The organism is Rhodopseudomonas pseudopalustris, from assembly GCF_900110435.1.
Classification (GTDB): Bacteria; Pseudomonadota; Alphaproteobacteria; order Rhizobiales; family Xanthobacteraceae; genus Rhodopseudomonas; species Rhodopseudomonas pseudopalustris.
Genome location: NZ_FODT01000002.1, coordinates 328,242 through 342,174, shown reverse-complemented (window position 1 = coordinate 342,174; position 13,933 = coordinate 328,242). Strand labels below are relative to the sequence as shown.

Annotated in this window: 13 protein-coding genes; 6 read left to right on the top strand and 7 right to left on the bottom strand. The window is 66.3% G+C overall.

Annotation, left to right across the window (positions count from 1 at the left end; genetic code table 11):
* The first annotated feature begins 37 nt into the window (after positions 1 to 37).
* Positions 38 to 490, top strand: a complete 453-nt coding sequence (locus BMY71_RS04945; RefSeq protein ID WP_011501723.1) for a tRNA (cytidine(34)-2'-O)-methyltransferase — start codon at positions 38 to 40, stop codon at positions 488 to 490.
* 13 nt (positions 491 to 503) lie between these two features.
* Complete coding sequence (gene queE, locus BMY71_RS04940; protein WP_092682138.1) at positions 504 to 1,136, top strand: 7-carboxy-7-deazaguanine synthase; 633 nt, start codon at positions 504 to 506, stop codon at positions 1,134 to 1,136.
* Between the two features lie 6 nt (positions 1,137 to 1,142).
* On the opposite strand, the gene BMY71_RS04935 is transcribed toward queE, so the two are convergent.
* Genes BMY71_RS04935 through BMY71_RS04920 form a run of 4 tightly spaced genes read right to left on the bottom strand, consistent with a single transcriptional unit; the run spans position 1,143 to position 3,958 of the window.
* Positions 1,143 to 2,396: a CCA tRNA nucleotidyltransferase gene (locus BMY71_RS04935; RefSeq protein WP_092682136.1), complete on the bottom strand. Its 1,254-nt coding sequence runs from the start codon at positions 2,394 to 2,396 to the stop codon at positions 1,143 to 1,145.
* Positions 2,393 to 2,656, bottom strand: coding sequence for a DUF6111 family protein (locus BMY71_RS04930; protein ID WP_092682134.1), 264 nt, complete (start codon positions 2,654 to 2,656; stop codon positions 2,393 to 2,395). The genes BMY71_RS04935 and BMY71_RS04930 overlap by 4 nt, the downstream gene beginning before the upstream one ends.
* Positions 2,653 to 3,318: a CoA pyrophosphatase gene (locus tag BMY71_RS04925; RefSeq protein WP_080506356.1), complete on the bottom strand. Its 666-nt coding sequence runs from the start codon at positions 3,316 to 3,318 to the stop codon at positions 2,653 to 2,655. The genes BMY71_RS04930 and BMY71_RS04925 overlap by 4 nt, the downstream gene beginning before the upstream one ends.
* Before the next feature lie 28 nt (positions 3,319 to 3,346).
* On the bottom strand, positions 3,347 to 3,958 hold the full coding sequence (locus tag BMY71_RS04920; RefSeq protein WP_092682132.1) for a DUF1285 domain-containing protein: 612 nt from the start codon (positions 3,956 to 3,958) through the stop codon (positions 3,347 to 3,349).
* A gap of 252 nt (positions 3,959 to 4,210) precedes the next feature.
* Here BMY71_RS04920 and BMY71_RS04915 point away from each other — a divergent pair, with 252 nt between their 5' ends.
* The 4 genes from BMY71_RS04915 to BMY71_RS04900 all read left to right on the top strand — a co-directional run bounded on the left by BMY71_RS04915 (position 4,211) and on the right by BMY71_RS04900 (position 11,184).
* Positions 4,211 to 5,215 (top strand): AAA family ATPase, encoded by a 1,005-nt coding sequence (locus tag BMY71_RS04915; protein ID WP_011501717.1) that lies wholly within the window; start codon positions 4,211 to 4,213, stop codon positions 5,213 to 5,215.
* Positions 5,215 to 6,153 carry a DUF58 domain-containing protein gene (locus BMY71_RS04910; RefSeq protein WP_092682130.1) on the top strand — a complete coding sequence of 313 codons (939 nt, stop codon included), beginning with the start codon at positions 5,215 to 5,217 and terminating at the stop codon, positions 6,151 to 6,153. The genes BMY71_RS04915 and BMY71_RS04910 overlap by 1 nt, the downstream gene beginning before the upstream one ends.
* Positions 6,150 to 8,975 (top strand): DUF4159 domain-containing protein, encoded by a 2,826-nt coding sequence (locus BMY71_RS04905; RefSeq protein ID WP_092682128.1) that lies wholly within the window; start codon positions 6,150 to 6,152, stop codon positions 8,973 to 8,975. The genes BMY71_RS04910 and BMY71_RS04905 overlap by 4 nt, the downstream gene beginning before the upstream one ends.
* 145 nt (positions 8,976 to 9,120) lie before the next feature.
* On the top strand, positions 9,121 to 11,184 hold the full coding sequence (locus BMY71_RS04900; RefSeq protein WP_092682127.1) for a hypothetical protein: 2,064 nt from the start codon (positions 9,121 to 9,123) through the stop codon (positions 11,182 to 11,184).
* Here BMY71_RS04900 and BMY71_RS04895 read toward each other — a convergent pair.
* From BMY71_RS04895 to hisS, 3 genes are all read right to left on the bottom strand, one after another.
* A complete protein-coding gene (locus BMY71_RS04895; protein ID WP_092682125.1) occupies positions 11,181 to 11,585 on the bottom strand; it encodes a thioesterase family protein in 405 nt (134 codons plus the stop codon). The genes BMY71_RS04900 and BMY71_RS04895 overlap by 4 nt on opposite strands.
* A 214-nt stretch (positions 11,586 to 11,799) precedes the next feature.
* Positions 11,800 to 12,003: a tautomerase family protein gene (locus BMY71_RS04890; protein ID WP_011501712.1), complete on the bottom strand. Its 204-nt coding sequence runs from the start codon at positions 12,001 to 12,003 to the stop codon at positions 11,800 to 11,802.
* Between the two features lie 193 nt (positions 12,004 to 12,196).
* The gene (gene hisS / locus BMY71_RS04885; RefSeq protein WP_092682123.1) at positions 12,197 to 13,792 is read right to left on the bottom strand and encodes a histidine--tRNA ligase; all 1,596 of its coding nucleotides are present in this window, start codon (positions 13,790 to 13,792) and stop codon (positions 12,197 to 12,199) included.
* Between the last annotated feature and the right edge of the window lie 141 nt (positions 13,793 to 13,933).

The following is a 13,933-nucleotide window of genomic DNA, read 5'->3' as shown; positions in this document are numbered from 1 at the left end:
ACGCGAGTTATAATTCAGTTGCTAGGGAGCATTACGTATGCGGATCGCCCTGTACCAACCCGACATTCCGCAAAACACCGGCACACTTCTTCGGTTTTGCGCGTGTTTAAACCTCGAAGCTCACATCATCGAGCCTGCAGGCTTTCCGACATCAGATCGGCATTTCCGGCGCGCGGGAATGGACTATCTCGATCAGGTAACGATCCTGCGCCATGATTCCTGGTCAAAATTCGTGCAATGGCGGAAGGAAGCTGACTGCCGAGTGATTTTGCTTACAACGAAAGGCGTAACACCCTATCTCGAACAACGTTACCAATCCACTGATGTGCTGCTGCTGGGCCGGGAAAGCGCAGGCGTACCGGACGAGGTCGCCGCAGCCGCCGATGCGCGCGTGCTGATCCCGATGCAACCGAAGATGCGATCGCTCAACGTCGCGATGGCCGCGGCGTTGGTGGTCGGCGAAGCGCTCCGCCAGACCCGTTACGGATAAAGGACAAGGCTTCGTGAGCTACGCGGTGAAAGAGATCTTCCTGACCTTGCAGGGCGAAGGCGCGCATGCAGGGCGCGCATCGGTGTTCTGCAGATTCGCCGGCTGCAATCTGTGGACCGGCCGCGAGCAGGATCGCGATCAGGCGGTATGCCGGTTCTGTGATACCGACTTTGTCGGTACCGACGGCACGCTCGGCGGTCGCTACACGGACGCCGGCGAGCTCGCCGGCGCTATCGCAGCGCAATGGGCCGGCGCCGAGGTTGATCGCTACGTCGTGATCACCGGCGGCGAGCCGCTGCTACAACTCGACGCGGAGCTGATTGCCGCACTGCAAAAGCAAGGCTTCGCGATCGGCGTCGAAACCAACGGCACGATCGAGCCGCCGCCGGGAATTGACTGGCTCTGCGTGAGTCCCAAGGCCGGCGCTGAGCTGCGGGTGAAGCGCGGCAACGAGCTGAAGCTGGTGTATCCGCAGCCCGGGGCGATGCCGGAGCAATTCGCCGCGCTCGACTTCGAGCGGTTCTCGCTGCAGCCGATGGATGGCCCGGCGCGCGACGAGCATACCCGTCTGGCGATCGCGTACTGCCTGCGCCATCCGCAATGGCGCCTCAGTGTGCAAACACACAAGACGATCGGGATCCGATAGCGATCGTCAGAGCCGGTGATCGCGCGCGAACCGCGCCGCGGTCTGATCGGCGATCGCCTGCAGCCGCTGATCGTCGACCGGGAAGTCCGCGGCGAGCCAGGCGTCCTCCGCCAGCGTCAGGACATGACCGAGCGCCGGCCCCTCGGCGAAACCGCGGGCAATGAAATCGGCGGCTTTCAGCGGAAAAGCCGGCGCGCGCCAGCGCTGCGGCAACGCAATCAGGTCGCGCCATGGCGCAGGATCGGCCTCACGCCCTGCCCGCGCCCAGGCCAGCATCATCCTGTCGTGGAACCGCGGCTCCCCGAGGCGATACAGCCGGCGGCGTGCGGTGGCCTCGTCCATGCGGGCCAGCCGCCACCAGCGATGCCCCATCGAGTCGAGCCGCTTGCTCTCCGCGTTCGACAGCCGCAGCCGCTGCGTCAACCGCTTGGCGTCCTCGGTGACCGCGACGGCGAGCGCGCCGAGCCGCCGCACCGGGTCGGCGTCGAGACCGAGCGCGCGCTCCGCCTCGACCATCGCCGCGAAAGCTCCAGGATAGATCACGCCGCCGAGCACCCCGAGCAGCAGGCCGCCATCGGCCATCGCGACCACCGATGCCGCAGCGCCGCCGGCCACCATCAGCTTCAGCATCTCCATCCGCATCCGCTCGGCCGACAGCGTCGACAAGCCGCCACGGCCGCGGATGCAGGCCAGATACCCGTCCCGCTCGGGAGCGCCGACGCCATAAGCTGCGTGGATGCGGAAGAACCGCAAGATACGCAGATAGTCCTCGGCGATGCGCTGATCCGGATCGCCGATGAACCGCACCCGCCGCGCGGCGATGTCGTCGAGGCCGCCGACATGGTCGTGCACCACGCCGTCGGCGGAGACCGACAGCCCGTTGATGGTGAAGTCGCGGCGCTGGGCGTCGCGGACCCAGTCGCGGCCGAACGCGACCTTGGCCTTGCGGCCGAAGGTCTCGACATCCTCGCGCAGCGTGGTGATCTCGAAGCCGTGGCCATCGAGCACCAGCGTCACGGTGCCGTGCTCGATTCCGGTCGGAACGGCCTTGATGCCGGCCGCCCTGGCGCGGCGAACGACCTCGTCGGGCAATGCGGTGGTGGCGATGTCGACGTCGCCGATCGGCAGCTTCAGCAGCGCGTTGCGCACTGCGCCGCCGACCACACGCGCTTCCTCACCATGGCCGTCGAGCAGTGCGAGAACCTGGGCAGCCGGGCCGACATGCAGCCACGGCGCGTCGGCGCGCACCGCTGCGGTCATTTTTCGACTCCGGGAACGAGCCGGCCGTCCTCGATATGCGCGGGCACATAAGTCGCGCCCGGCGGAGCGCCGGAATAGTGCACGAGCAACAGCAGGCTGACGATCACCAACATCAGCGCCGACAACAGCAGCCAGCCGACAACGCGCAGCGGCCATGACGAGCGATGCGTCAGCGCCGAACGCGTGATCACCAGATAGGCCGCGTAGAGAATGAAGGGGATGAGGAAGACTGCGACTTCCGTCAGTACGGCACGAATCATGGCAGGCAGATCCGTTCGTATAATACCCGCAGGATGCCTGCGGTCGCGCCCCAAATGTAACGCTCGGCGAACGGCATCGCGTAGTAGGAGCGCTGCGCGCCGCGGAATTCCTTGCTGTGCAACTGGTGATTACCCGGGTTCATCAGGAACGACAACGGCACCTCGAAGGCGTCGTCGACTTCCGATTTGTTGATGGTCAGTTCGAAGCCGGGCCGCACGCGCGCGACCGTCGGCAGAATGCGGAAACCGAAGCCGGTGCCGTAGACGTCGAGATAGCCGATCGGTTCGACATAGGAGCGGTCGAGGCCGATCTCCTCTTCCGCCTCCCGCAGCGCGGCGTCGAGCGGCGAATTGTCGGTAGCGTCGATCTTGCCGCCGGGAAATGCGATCTGCCCGGCATGATCGTTGAGATGCGCGGCGCGCATCGTCAGCAGCACGGTCGGCTCGGCGTGTTCGATCACCGGGATCAACACTGCGGCGGGCCGGATCGGCTGCTCCTGCGCGATCAGCCGAAGCATCCGGTCGGTGCCGTGATCGCCGCTTGCGGGAATGACGCTGGCGTCGGTCAGCGCCGGAGGCACGTCGAACCGCAACCGCCGCAGCGCGCGATCGAAGAAGTCGGCCGAACTGATGCTGCCCAAGGCAGACTCAATCCCCATCATCGGCTCGTTCAAAGTGCTTCCGGCCCGTTCAAAGTGCTTCCCTCATCTGCTCCGCGTCGGCCATCGCGAAGAACGCGCCGCCGGAAGCAATTCCATATTTCGGATGACCATCGACCACCCGCTCCTCGCCGATGTCAACCAGATCGTAATACAACGCCCGCGTCACCTTGGCCCAGAGGTCGGCGCGGACGTGCAGATAGGGCACGATTCCGCCATCGGCGGCGGTTTCGAATCGCAATCCGTGATCCGCGTCGCACGTGATCCAGTCGTCGACATTGGTGCGGAAGCGCAGCACGCGCCCGAGCGCATCCTCGTCCTTGACCATTTCAACCGCCAGAAACGGCGCATCATCGACCTTGATGCCGACCTTCTCGACCGGTGTCACCAGAAAGTGTTTGCCATCCTCGCGCTTGAGGATGGTCGAGAACAGCCGCACCAAGGCCGGCCGGCCGATCGGCGTGCCGAGATAAAACCAGGTTCCATCGCTCGCGATGCGCATGTCGAGGTCGCCGCAGAACGGCGGATTCCACAGATGCACCGGCGGCAGGCCCTTGCCGGTCGCGGATCGGCCCGCAGCCTCACGCGCGGCTTCGGTCAATCCGTCGAGACTGTGGTTTGCGGTCTGCCCTTGCTTCGCCATGGTTTACCCTGACCCTGATCTCCAAGAAATTGCACGATAGCTGCGCATCTTTGCCAACGTACGGCGCGATTCAACTCTCCACATCGTGATGGGCGCAAATCCGCGATGCTCATAATGTGGGGATAGATTTGGCTAATAAAACCATAGCCTTCGCTTCGCCGCAGCGGCAGCCTAGCATGGCTGCGGAAATCGCACGACGCCGCTGCGACAGGTCGGACCGGTCGACAGGCGAACGTGAACAGGAGAGACTGGATGGCAGGCGCGGACAGTGTCGAGAAACTTGAAGACGTCATCGTGCGCTCTGCCGAGCAGGTCGCCAGCGACGTCCGCGCCGCCAAAGAGTCGATCTCCACGGTTATTTTCGGCCAGGACCGCGTCGTCGAGAACACGCTGATCACGATTCTCGCAGGTGGCCACGCGCTGCTGATCGGCGTGCCGGGCCTCGCGAAGACCAAGCTGGTGGAAACCTTGGGTGTGACGCTCGGTCTCGACGCCAAGCGCATCCAGTTCACGCCCGACCTGATGCCGTCCGACATTCTCGGCGCCGAAGTGCTCGACGAGACCGCCGCCGGCAAGCGCTCTTTCCGATTTATCGCCGGGCCGGTGTTCGCACAGCTGCTGATGGCCGACGAGATCAACCGCGCCAGCCCGCGCACGCAGTCGGCGCTGCTGCAGGCGATGCAGGAACAGCACATCACCGTGGCCGGCGCACGGCACGACCTGCCGAAGCCGTTCCACGTGCTCGCAACCCAGAACCCGCTGGAGCAGGAAGGCACCTATCCGCTGCCAGAGGCCCAACTCGACCGCTTCCTGATGGAGATCGACGTCGACTATCCGGATCGCGACGCCGAGCGCCGCATCCTGTTCGACACCACCGGCGCCGAGCACGCGGTCCCCAAAACGACGATGAATGCCGAGCTTCTGGTTTCGGCGCAGCGGTTGGTGCGCAGGCTGCCGGTCGGCGACTCGGTGGTCGAAGCGATCCTCTCGCTGGTTCGTTCGGCGCGTCCCGGTCCGGAGGCCGGCGATCTCGGCAAGCTGATCGCCTGGGGGCCCGGCCCGCGCGCCAGCCAGTCGCTGATGCTGGCGGTGCGCGGCCGCGCGCTGCTCGACGGCCGGCTCGCGCCGTCGATCGACGACGTGCTCGACCTCGCCGAACCCGTGCTGAAGCACCGGATGGCTCTGACCTTCTCGGCCCGCGCCGAAGGCCGCACTATTCCGGACGTGATCCGGCAGCTCAAGAGCCGGATCGGTTGATGGCGCAGGCGACCGAGCAACCGAACAAGGAGACGCTTGCAGTCCGACGCGCGGATGGCGAAAGCCGCACGCTCGCCGCGTCACTGCCGCGGCTGATGCTCGAGGCCCGCCGGATCGCCAACAACGTCACCCACGGCCTGCACGGACGCCGCCGCGCCGGCGCCGGCGAGAATTTCTGGCAGTATCGCCGCTTCGTATCCGGCGAGCCGGCGCAAAACGTCGACTGGCGCCGCTCGGCGCGCGACGATCATCTTTACGTCCGCGAACTGGAGTGGGAGGCGGCGCATACGGTGTGGCTGTGGCCGGACCGTTCGGCCTCGATGGCCTACGCCTCAAAGGGCGCACGCGACAGCAAGCTCGAGCGTGCGCTGATCGTGACGTTCGCGCTGGCCGAACTGCTGGTCGCCGGCGGCGAGCGCGTCGGCATTCCCGGGCTGATGAACCCGACCTCGAACAACAACGTGATCGACCGGATGGCGCAGGCGATCCTGCACGACACCCGTTCGCGCGACAGTCTGCCGCCGTCCTTCGCGCCGTCGTCGCTGGCCGAAATCGTGGTACTGTCGGACTTCTGGTCGCCGATCGGCGAGATCCGGCAGATGCTCGCCGGGCTGTCCTCGTCCGGCGCGCACGGCACCCTGGTGCAGGTTGTCGATCCTGCGGAAGAGAGCTTTCCGTTCTCCGGCCGTGTCGAATTCGTCGAACCCGAAGGCGGCGGCGCGATCACCGCCGGCCGCGCCGAGACCTGGGCGGCCGATTATGTGGCGCTGGTGGCGGCGCATCGCGACCAGATCCGGATCGAAACCGGCAAGCTCGACTGGCTGTTTTCGACTCACACCACCAGCCGCTCGACCGCTGAGCTGCTGCTGTTCCTGCACGCCGGAATGACCTCAGCCAAGGGCGTCGAACGCGGCGCCAAAGCGGGGCTCGGCGCATGATCGGCGGTTTGCCTCTGTCCTTCGCCGAACCGTTGCTGCTGATCGGGCTCGCTGCGCTGCCGGCGCTGTGGTGGCTGCTGCGGGTGACGCCGCCGCGGCCACGCCGCATCGACTTTCCGCCGACCCGGCTGCTGTTCGAGATCGCCCCCAGGGAAGAAACGCCGTCGCGCACGCCGTGGTGGCTGACCGCGTTGCGGATGCTCGCCGCGGCGCTGGTGATCATCGCGCTTGCCGGCCCGATCTGGAATCCGCAGACCGCCGCAGGCAACAGCCGCGCGCCGCTGCTGATCATGCTCGACGACGGCTGGAGTTCGGCGTCGAACTGGGAGATGCGGATCAAGGCCGCAGACGAACTGATCGCCGAAGCCGATAGTTCGCGCCGCGCCGTCGCGCTGGCGCCGTTGTCGGAAGCGACGCGCGATCCGACCTTGATGCCGGCGGGCACCGCGCGGGTGTCGCTGCGCCAGCTCGCGCCGAAACCCTACGCGGTCGAACGCGTCGAGGCGCTGCCGCCGATCGAGCGCTTCCTGAAGGCCTCAGGCGACGCCGAGATCGTTTGGTTGACGGACGGCGTCGACACCGGACGCGGCGGCGAATTCGTCCAAGGCCTGAACAAACTGGTGCAGAACCGCAGCGTCACCATCGTCGAGGGCGGCGCGCCGCCGGCCCATGCGCTCGCCGCCGCGGAGAACGCGGCCGCCAAGATGACGGTCAAGGTGCTGCGTTCGCAGGCTGGCGGCCTCGACACCGGCACGGTGCGGGCGCTCGACGCCAAGGGTGCGCCGATCGGCGAGGCGCGCTTCAGTTTTCCGCCGCAGGATCGCGAGACCGACGCCGCTTTCGAGCTACCGGTCGAGCTGCGCAACGATATCGCGCGGCTGGAAATCGCCGGCGAACGCTCTGCCGGCGCCGTGCAGTTGCTCGACAAGCGCTGGCGCCGCCGCGCCATCGGCATCGTCTCAGGCGCGAGCTCCGACACCGCGCAGCCACTGCTGGCGCCGACCTTCTACCTCGCCCGCGCATTGTCGCCGTTCGCCGACGTCCGGCTCGGCGACCGCGCCGCGCCGCAGCAGGCCATTGCGCAGTTTCTCGATCAGAAGCTGCCGATGATGGTGATGGCCGATGTCGGCGCGCTGTCGCCGGAGCTTCGCCAGCGGCTCGACGCCTGGATCGAACAGGGCGGCGTGCTGGTGCGGTTCGCGGGGCCACGGCTTGCGCGCCAGAACGACGACGATCTGGTGCCGGTGAAGCTGCGGCGCGGCGGCCGCAGCCTCGGCGGCAGCCTGACCTGGGAGAAGCCGCAGCACCTCGCGTCATTTGCGGCCGATGGCCCATTCGCGGGGATTGCTGTGCCGGCCGACGTCACCGTCAATCGCCAGGTGCTGGCCGAGCCCGACGCGGTGCTGGCGACAAAAAGCTGGGCCTCGCTCGCCGATGGTACGCCGCTGGTCACCGGCGAACATCGCGGCAAAGGCCTGGTGACGCTGTTCCACGTCAGCGCCGACATGCGCTGGTCCGATCTGCCAATGTCCGGCACCTTCGTCGAAATGCTGCGGAGGCTGGTCGACATGTCCGGCTACACCTCGACGCCGGGCGCCGGCGTCGCCACCGAGACCAACGCCGCCGAGACCGTGGCGCCGCTGCGCACGCTCGACGGCTTCGGCGCATTCGGCCCGCCGCCGGCCTCGGCCAAGCCGATCCCGGTCGCGTACCGCGACCGCGGCAGCGCCGACCACCCACCCGGCTTCTACGGCCCGGCCGACGGTCCGCTCGCCGTGAATACGCTGGCCGCCGCCGACCGAATCGCGCCGCTCGACACCGCGGCGATCAATGCGCGGCGCGCGGACTACACCAATGCCGAACCGCGCGATCTGCGCGGGATTCTGCTCGCCTCCTCGCTTGGCCTGTTCTTGCTCGACGCGCTGATCGTGGCGCTGCTCGGCGGCGGTCTGATCGCGCTGCTGATGCGCCGCCGCCGCGCGGCCACCGCCGCATTGGCGCTGATGCTCGCGCTGCCGCTGGCGACGACGCCGTGGCCGTCTTATGCCGACGGCCCCAAGGATGAGTTCGCGATCAAGTCGACGTCGCAAACTCACCTTGCCTATGTGGTGACCGGCAATCCGGACGTGGATTCGATCGTCAAGGCCGGGATGAGCGGGCTGACGCTGTTCCTGGCGCAGCGCACCGCGCTCGAAGCCGGCGAGCCGATCGGCATCGATCCGGCGCGCGACGAGCTGTCGTTCTTCCCGCTGATCTACTGGCCGGTGATCGCGGGTGCGCCGAAGCCGCCGCAGGACGCGCTCAACAAGATCGACGCCTATATGAAGCAGGGCGGCACCGTGATCTTCGACACCCGCGACGCGATCGAGGCGCCGGCGGGCCCGAACGGCGCATCTCAGACGCCCGGCATGTTGACGCTGCGCAACGTGTTGTCCTCGCTCGACATCCCCGAGCTTGAACCGGTGCCGCGCGAGCACGTGCTGACCAAAACGTTCTATCTGCTGCGCGACTTCCCCGGCCGTTTCACCGCAGGCGAGACCTGGGTCGAGGTGCTGCCGCGCGAGAACGACGACGAGGACTCCGCGCGGCCGGCGCGCGGCGGCGACGGGGTGTCGCCGATCATCATCACCTCGAACGATTTCGCCGGCGCCTGGGCGATGCGGCCGGACGGCCAGCCGATGCTGCCGCTGACGCCGGGCGAGCCGCGCCAGCGCGAATTCGCGTTCCGCGCCGGCGTCAACATCGTGATGTACACGCTGACCGGCAATTACAAAGCCGACCAGGTCCACGCCCCCGCGCTGATCGAACGGCTCGGGCAGTGATGCGGGCAAACAATTCGCCTCATCATTCCGGGATGCGCCGCACTCGCGGCGCGGACCCGGAATCCATACTCCCTGCAGGGGTTATGGATTCCGGGTTCGCGCAAAACGGCGCGCCCCGGAATGACGATGGCGGAGGGAGCAATTGATGCAATACGGCATCGCCTTCGCGCCTCTGGTTCCTGCGGCCGTGCTGTGGGTCGCGCTCGCCGCTGTCGCGGTCATCGCGGCTATCCTTCTGCTCGGCCGTTCGCGCGGCGCGCTGGTGCGGATCGCGGCGCTGGCGCTGATCCTGCTCGCGCTGTCCAATCCATCCTTCACCCGTGAGGAGCGCGAGCCGCTGTCGTCGGTCGCGGCCGTCGTCGTCGACAAGAGCCCGAGCCAGAATTTCGGCAGCCGCACTCAGGAAGCCGAACAGGCCAAGGAAGCGCTGGTCGAGCGGCTGAAGCAGCTGAAGGGCGTCGAAGTTCGCGTCGTCGAGGCCGGCCAGGCCGACGGCGAGACCGACGGCACCAAGCTGTTCGGCGCGCTGACCTCGGCGTTGTCCGACGTGCCGACCGACCGCGTCGCCGGCGCCTTTCTGATCACCGACGGCCGGGTCCACGACATCCCGGCGAACGCCGCGGCGCTCGGCTTCCAGGCGCCGGTGCACGCGCTGATCACCGGGCGCAGCAACGAACGCGATCGCCGGATCGCGATCGTCGCCGCACCGCGCTTCGGCATTGTCGGCCAGACCCAGACCATCACCTACCGGCTCGACGACCAGGGCATCTCCGGAGAACGCGCTCGCGTGGTGGTGCGCCGCGACGGCGAAATGCTGAACGAGCGCAGCGTCGGCAGCGGGCAGACTGTCACTGTCGACGTCGAGATCAAGCACGCCGGCCCGAACATCGTCGAGATCGAAGCCTCGCCGGTCGCGAACGAACTGACCATGGTCAATAATCGCGCGGTGGTCTCGATCGACGGCGTCCGCGACAAGCTGCGCGTGCTGCTGGTGTCCGGCGAGCCGCATTCCGGCGAGCGCACCTGGCGCAATCTGCTGAAGTCCGACGCCAGCGTCGACCTCGTGCATTTCACCATCCTGCGGCCGCCGGAGAAGCAGGACGGCACGCCGATCAACGAATTGTCGCTGATCGCGTTTCCGACCCGCGAGCTGTTCCAGCAGAAGATCAACGAGTTTCAGCTGATCATCTTCGACCGCTACGCACGCCAGGGCGTGCTGCCGATCGCGTATTTCGACAACATCGCGCGCTATGTGAAGAACGGCGGCGCGGTGCTGGTCTCGGCCGGGCCGGACTACGCCTCGACCACTTCGATCTGGCGCACGCCGCTCGATCAATTGCTGCCGGCGGAGCCGGTCGGCGTCACCGAGAAGCCGTTCTATGCGCATCTGTCCGACGCCGGCAAACGCCACCCGGTGACGCGCGGGCTGGAGGGCTCGAACTCCGAGCCGCCGAAATGGAGCCGCTTCTTCCGCACCATCGACACCCGCAACACCACCACGCCGCCGCTGATGACTGGCGCCGACAACATGCCGCTGCTGCTGCTCTCGCATTTCGGCGAGGGCCGTGTCGCGCTGCTGCTGTCCGATCACATCTGGCTGTGGGCGCGCGGCTACGAAGGCGGCGGCCCGCATCTCGATCTTTTGCGGCGGATGTCGCATTGGCTGATGAAGCAGCCCGACCTCGACGAGGAGGCGCTGCGGCTGAAGGTCGAAGGCAAGGACCTGCAGGTGATCCGCCAGACCATGGCGGACGACGTGCCGCCGGTGACCGTCACTTCGCCGTCCGGCAAAACCCGGCAGTTCAGCCTGAACTCGAACGATCCCGGCACTTGGCGCGCGACGCTGCCGGCCGACGAACTCGGACTGTGGCAGGCGACCGACGGCACGCTGAAGGCGCTGATCAATGTCGGGCCGGTCAATCCAAAGGAATTCTCCGAAGTCACCTCGACCCCCGACACGCTGAAGCCCTTGACGCAGGCAACCGGCGGCGATTCACGGCGGATCGCCGATAGCGGCAGCATCGAGTTGCCGCGGATCGTGCCGGTGCAATCCGCGACGCTGTTCCGCGGCGACGGCTGGCTCGGCGTGCGGATGCGCGACGCCAGCGTGGTCCGCGGCGTCGGCGTGCTGCCGGTGTTCACCGGGCTGATCGGCCTGCTGCTGCTGCTCGGCGCCTTCGCGGCGACCTGGTTGCGCGAGGGTCGCTAAGAGCCCGACCAATCCTTGAAACGCTTGGTGAAGGCGTCGACATCGATCAGACCGCGGATGTGGCGGCCATCGCCGACCCTGCGGGTGCCGACATAGCAGGCGACCTCGAAGCTCACCGTGCGCTGCTCGACCGCTGTCACGCGCGAGACCGTCCGCACCACATGGCCGACCAACGCCGGCGTCAAATGGCGGATGTCGACGCCAGTGCCGACGGTGACCCAGCCGTCCGGCAATTTCGGATGGACCGCCTCGCCGGAGGCCATTTCCATTTCGAGGATCATCAGCGGCGTCGCGAACACCGCCGGCATATACGGCACGAAATGCTGCACCGTCTGCTCCGGCGCCACCGTGATCTGCCGCTCGGCGCTCATGCCGACGGTGAGTACATCGCGCGCGTCCATCAGGGCCTCTGCAATTTCGACAATCAATGCGTGTGTGCTCGTCATTCCGGGGCGCTCACGAAGTGAGCGAACCCGGAATCCATATTCCCAGTGTCGATGAGAAGGACAAGCGTTGCAATGTCCACACTCGACCGCAAGTCCAGGGGGTATGGATTCCGGGTTCGCGAGCTTCGCTCGCGCCCCGGAATGACGAACGAGACGTCGTCGAAAAGGCCTACTTGCCCTGCTCGGCCTTGCGTTCGATGAAGGTCTTGCCGCCCTTCATCTTGTTGCTGAGCGGCGCTTCGTTGATCTGAATCACCACGGCCTCGGCATCGACGCCGAGATGCGTCACCAGCGCCTGGGTGATGTCGCGCATCATCGCCGCCTTCTGCTCGTCGGTGCGGCCGGCAGCCATGTTGACGGTGATCTCGGGCATCCGGATTCTCTCCCTGTTGTGCGCGTTGGCTGCGCGGTTGTTCTTCCTTCTCCCCTCGTGGGAGAAGGAGGCGCGGACGAAGTCCGCGACGATGAGGGGGACTTGGCGAAGGCCCTCGACCCCTCACCCCGCTTTGCTTCGCAAAGCGACCCTCTCCCACAAGGGGAGAGGGTTCAATCCGCCCCTTGCCGAACTAATTCCACTTCACGCTGTGCCGCGCCAGCACATCGCGGACCTTGGCGACGAGATCATCCACGCCGCAGGAGAACTGCGCATCGGCCTGTTTCTTCAGATACTCCTCACGATCCTTCTCCAGCGACGCCAGTTCGGCACCGAGGATCAGGTCCTTGATCTGAACTTCGCCACGCTCTTTTTCGTCGGAGCCCTGGATGATGGCGCAGGGCGAGTTGCGCTTGTCGGCGTATTTCATCTGCTGGCCGAGCGAGTGCTTGGGGTTGCCGAGATACAATTCGGCGCGAATGCCGGCCTGGCGCAGCGTCGACACCATTTTTTGATAGCCGGCGATATCGCCGCCGAACACCGTGACGACGACGGGGCCGTAGCTCGGCTGTTTCGGCTTGTCCCGGTTGACGATCTCCAGCGCCGCCTGCAGCCGCGACACGCCGATCGAGAAACCGGTCGCCGGCACCGGCTCGCCGCGGAAACGCGACACCAGACCATCATAACGCCCGCCGCCGCCGACCGAGCCGAACCGAATCGGTCGGCCCTTCTCGTCCTTGGTGTCGAGCAGCAGTTCGACCTCGTAGACCGGACCGGTGTAGTATTCGAGGCCGCGGACGACGGAAGGGTCGATGAGAATTCTCATCTGATCATATCCTCCCGCAGCCGCAAGCCGAGCTATCTCGGCAAGCTCATCTAGCCCTTGCTGTGCGGTCGGCGAGTCCCCGAAAGAGTCTTTGAGTCCAGATACCACCTCTTCGTTCGACCGACGCAGTTCGCTCGGATTGCGATTCTGTATCGAGCCGGCAAAATTTGAGTCACCTGGCGAGGTAGAAAGCACAGCCCCAAACGAAACATAATTGAAGATGCGCAGCATCTGCTCTTCAGTCAGGCCAGCGCCTTTAGTGAAGTCACCTTTGCCTTCCTCACCACCATCCCACCGACCGTTTCCGAGTAGCTTCTCGATTTCCGTGATCGGAAACTTGTCCAGCTTATCGATGGCCCTCAGAACGGTCAGCCTGCGACCAGCATTTTCTTCGCCGCCAAGCCCAATGGCCTCCAGCACGCCATCAAGCACCTTGCGGTTATTCACCTTCACCACATAGCTGCCGCGCGGGATGCCGAGGGCTTCCATGGTGTCCGCCGCCATCATGCACATCTCGGCGTCGGCGGCGGCGGTCGGCGCGCCCACAGTGTCGGCGTCGAACTGCATGAACTGGCGGAAGCGGCCGGGACCGGGCTTTTCGTTGCGGAACACCCAGCCGAAGCGGTAGCTGCGATACGGCTTCGGCAGTGCATCAAAATTCTCCGCGACGTAGCGGGCGAGCGGCGCGGTCAGGTCGTAGCGCAGGCTGATCCACTGCTCGTCGTCGTCCTGCAGCGAGAACACGCCCTCGTTGGGGCGGTCCTGGTCGGGCAGGAACTTGCCGAGGGCGTCGGTGTATTCGAACGCCGGGGTCTCGACCGGCTCGAAGCCGTAGCGCTCATAGACCTCGCGGATGATCTCGACCATCGACCGCGTCGCTGCGATCTCGGCGGGGCCGCGGTCGGCCAGCCCGCGCGGCAGCCGGGCGCGGAGTTTCTGCGTTTTCTTCGGTTTTTCAGCCATTGTCGTCTTTCAGCGTCGGGCCGGGTTGGTACCAGCCGCCCTGCTCCACAGCAAGGCTGGGTTGTGTGATCCAGCGCAAATCGGCCGCGCCCGGATGGTCTATCGCAGGATAGGAGACCCACGTAAAATTGCTGGCTCGTG

Bases quoted from the DNA above. Each gene is read 5' to 3' on its own strand.
- BMY71_RS04905 (WP_092682128.1), top strand. From the start codon at position 6,150: ATGATCGGCGGTTTGCCTCTGTCCTTCGCCGAACCGTTGCTGCTGATC.
- BMY71_RS04895 (WP_092682125.1), bottom strand. From the start codon at position 11,585: ATGGACGCGCGCGATGTACTCACCGTCGGCATGAGCGCCGAGCGGCAG.
- BMY71_RS04910 (WP_092682130.1), top strand. From the start codon at position 5,215: ATGGCGCAGGCGACCGAGCAACCGAACAAGGAGACGCTTGCAGTCCGA.
- BMY71_RS04915 (WP_011501717.1), top strand. From the start codon at position 4,211: ATGGCAGGCGCGGACAGTGTCGAGAAACTTGAAGACGTCATCGTGCGC.
- BMY71_RS04900 (WP_092682127.1), top strand. From the start codon at position 9,121: ATGCAATACGGCATCGCCTTCGCGCCTCTGGTTCCTGCGGCCGTGCTG.
- BMY71_RS04925 (WP_080506356.1), bottom strand. From the start codon at position 3,318: ATGATGGGGATTGAGTCTGCCTTGGGCAGCATCAGTTCGGCCGACTTC.
- BMY71_RS04935 (WP_092682136.1), bottom strand. From the start codon at position 2,396: ATGACCGCAGCGGTGCGCGCCGACGCGCCGTGGCTGCATGTCGGCCCG.
- BMY71_RS04890 (WP_011501712.1), bottom strand. From the start codon at position 12,003: ATGCCCGAGATCACCGTCAACATGGCTGCCGGCCGCACCGACGAGCAG.
- BMY71_RS04945 (WP_011501723.1), top strand. From the start codon at position 38: ATGCGGATCGCCCTGTACCAACCCGACATTCCGCAAAACACCGGCACA.
- hisS (WP_092682123.1), bottom strand. From the start codon at position 13,792: ATGGCTGAAAAACCGAAGAAAACGCAGAAACTCCGCGCCCGGCTGCCG.
- BMY71_RS04920 (WP_092682132.1), bottom strand. From the start codon at position 3,958: ATGGCGAAGCAAGGGCAGACCGCAAACCACAGTCTCGACGGATTGACC.
- BMY71_RS04930 (WP_092682134.1), bottom strand. From the start codon at position 2,656: ATGATTCGTGCCGTACTGACGGAAGTCGCAGTCTTCCTCATCCCCTTC.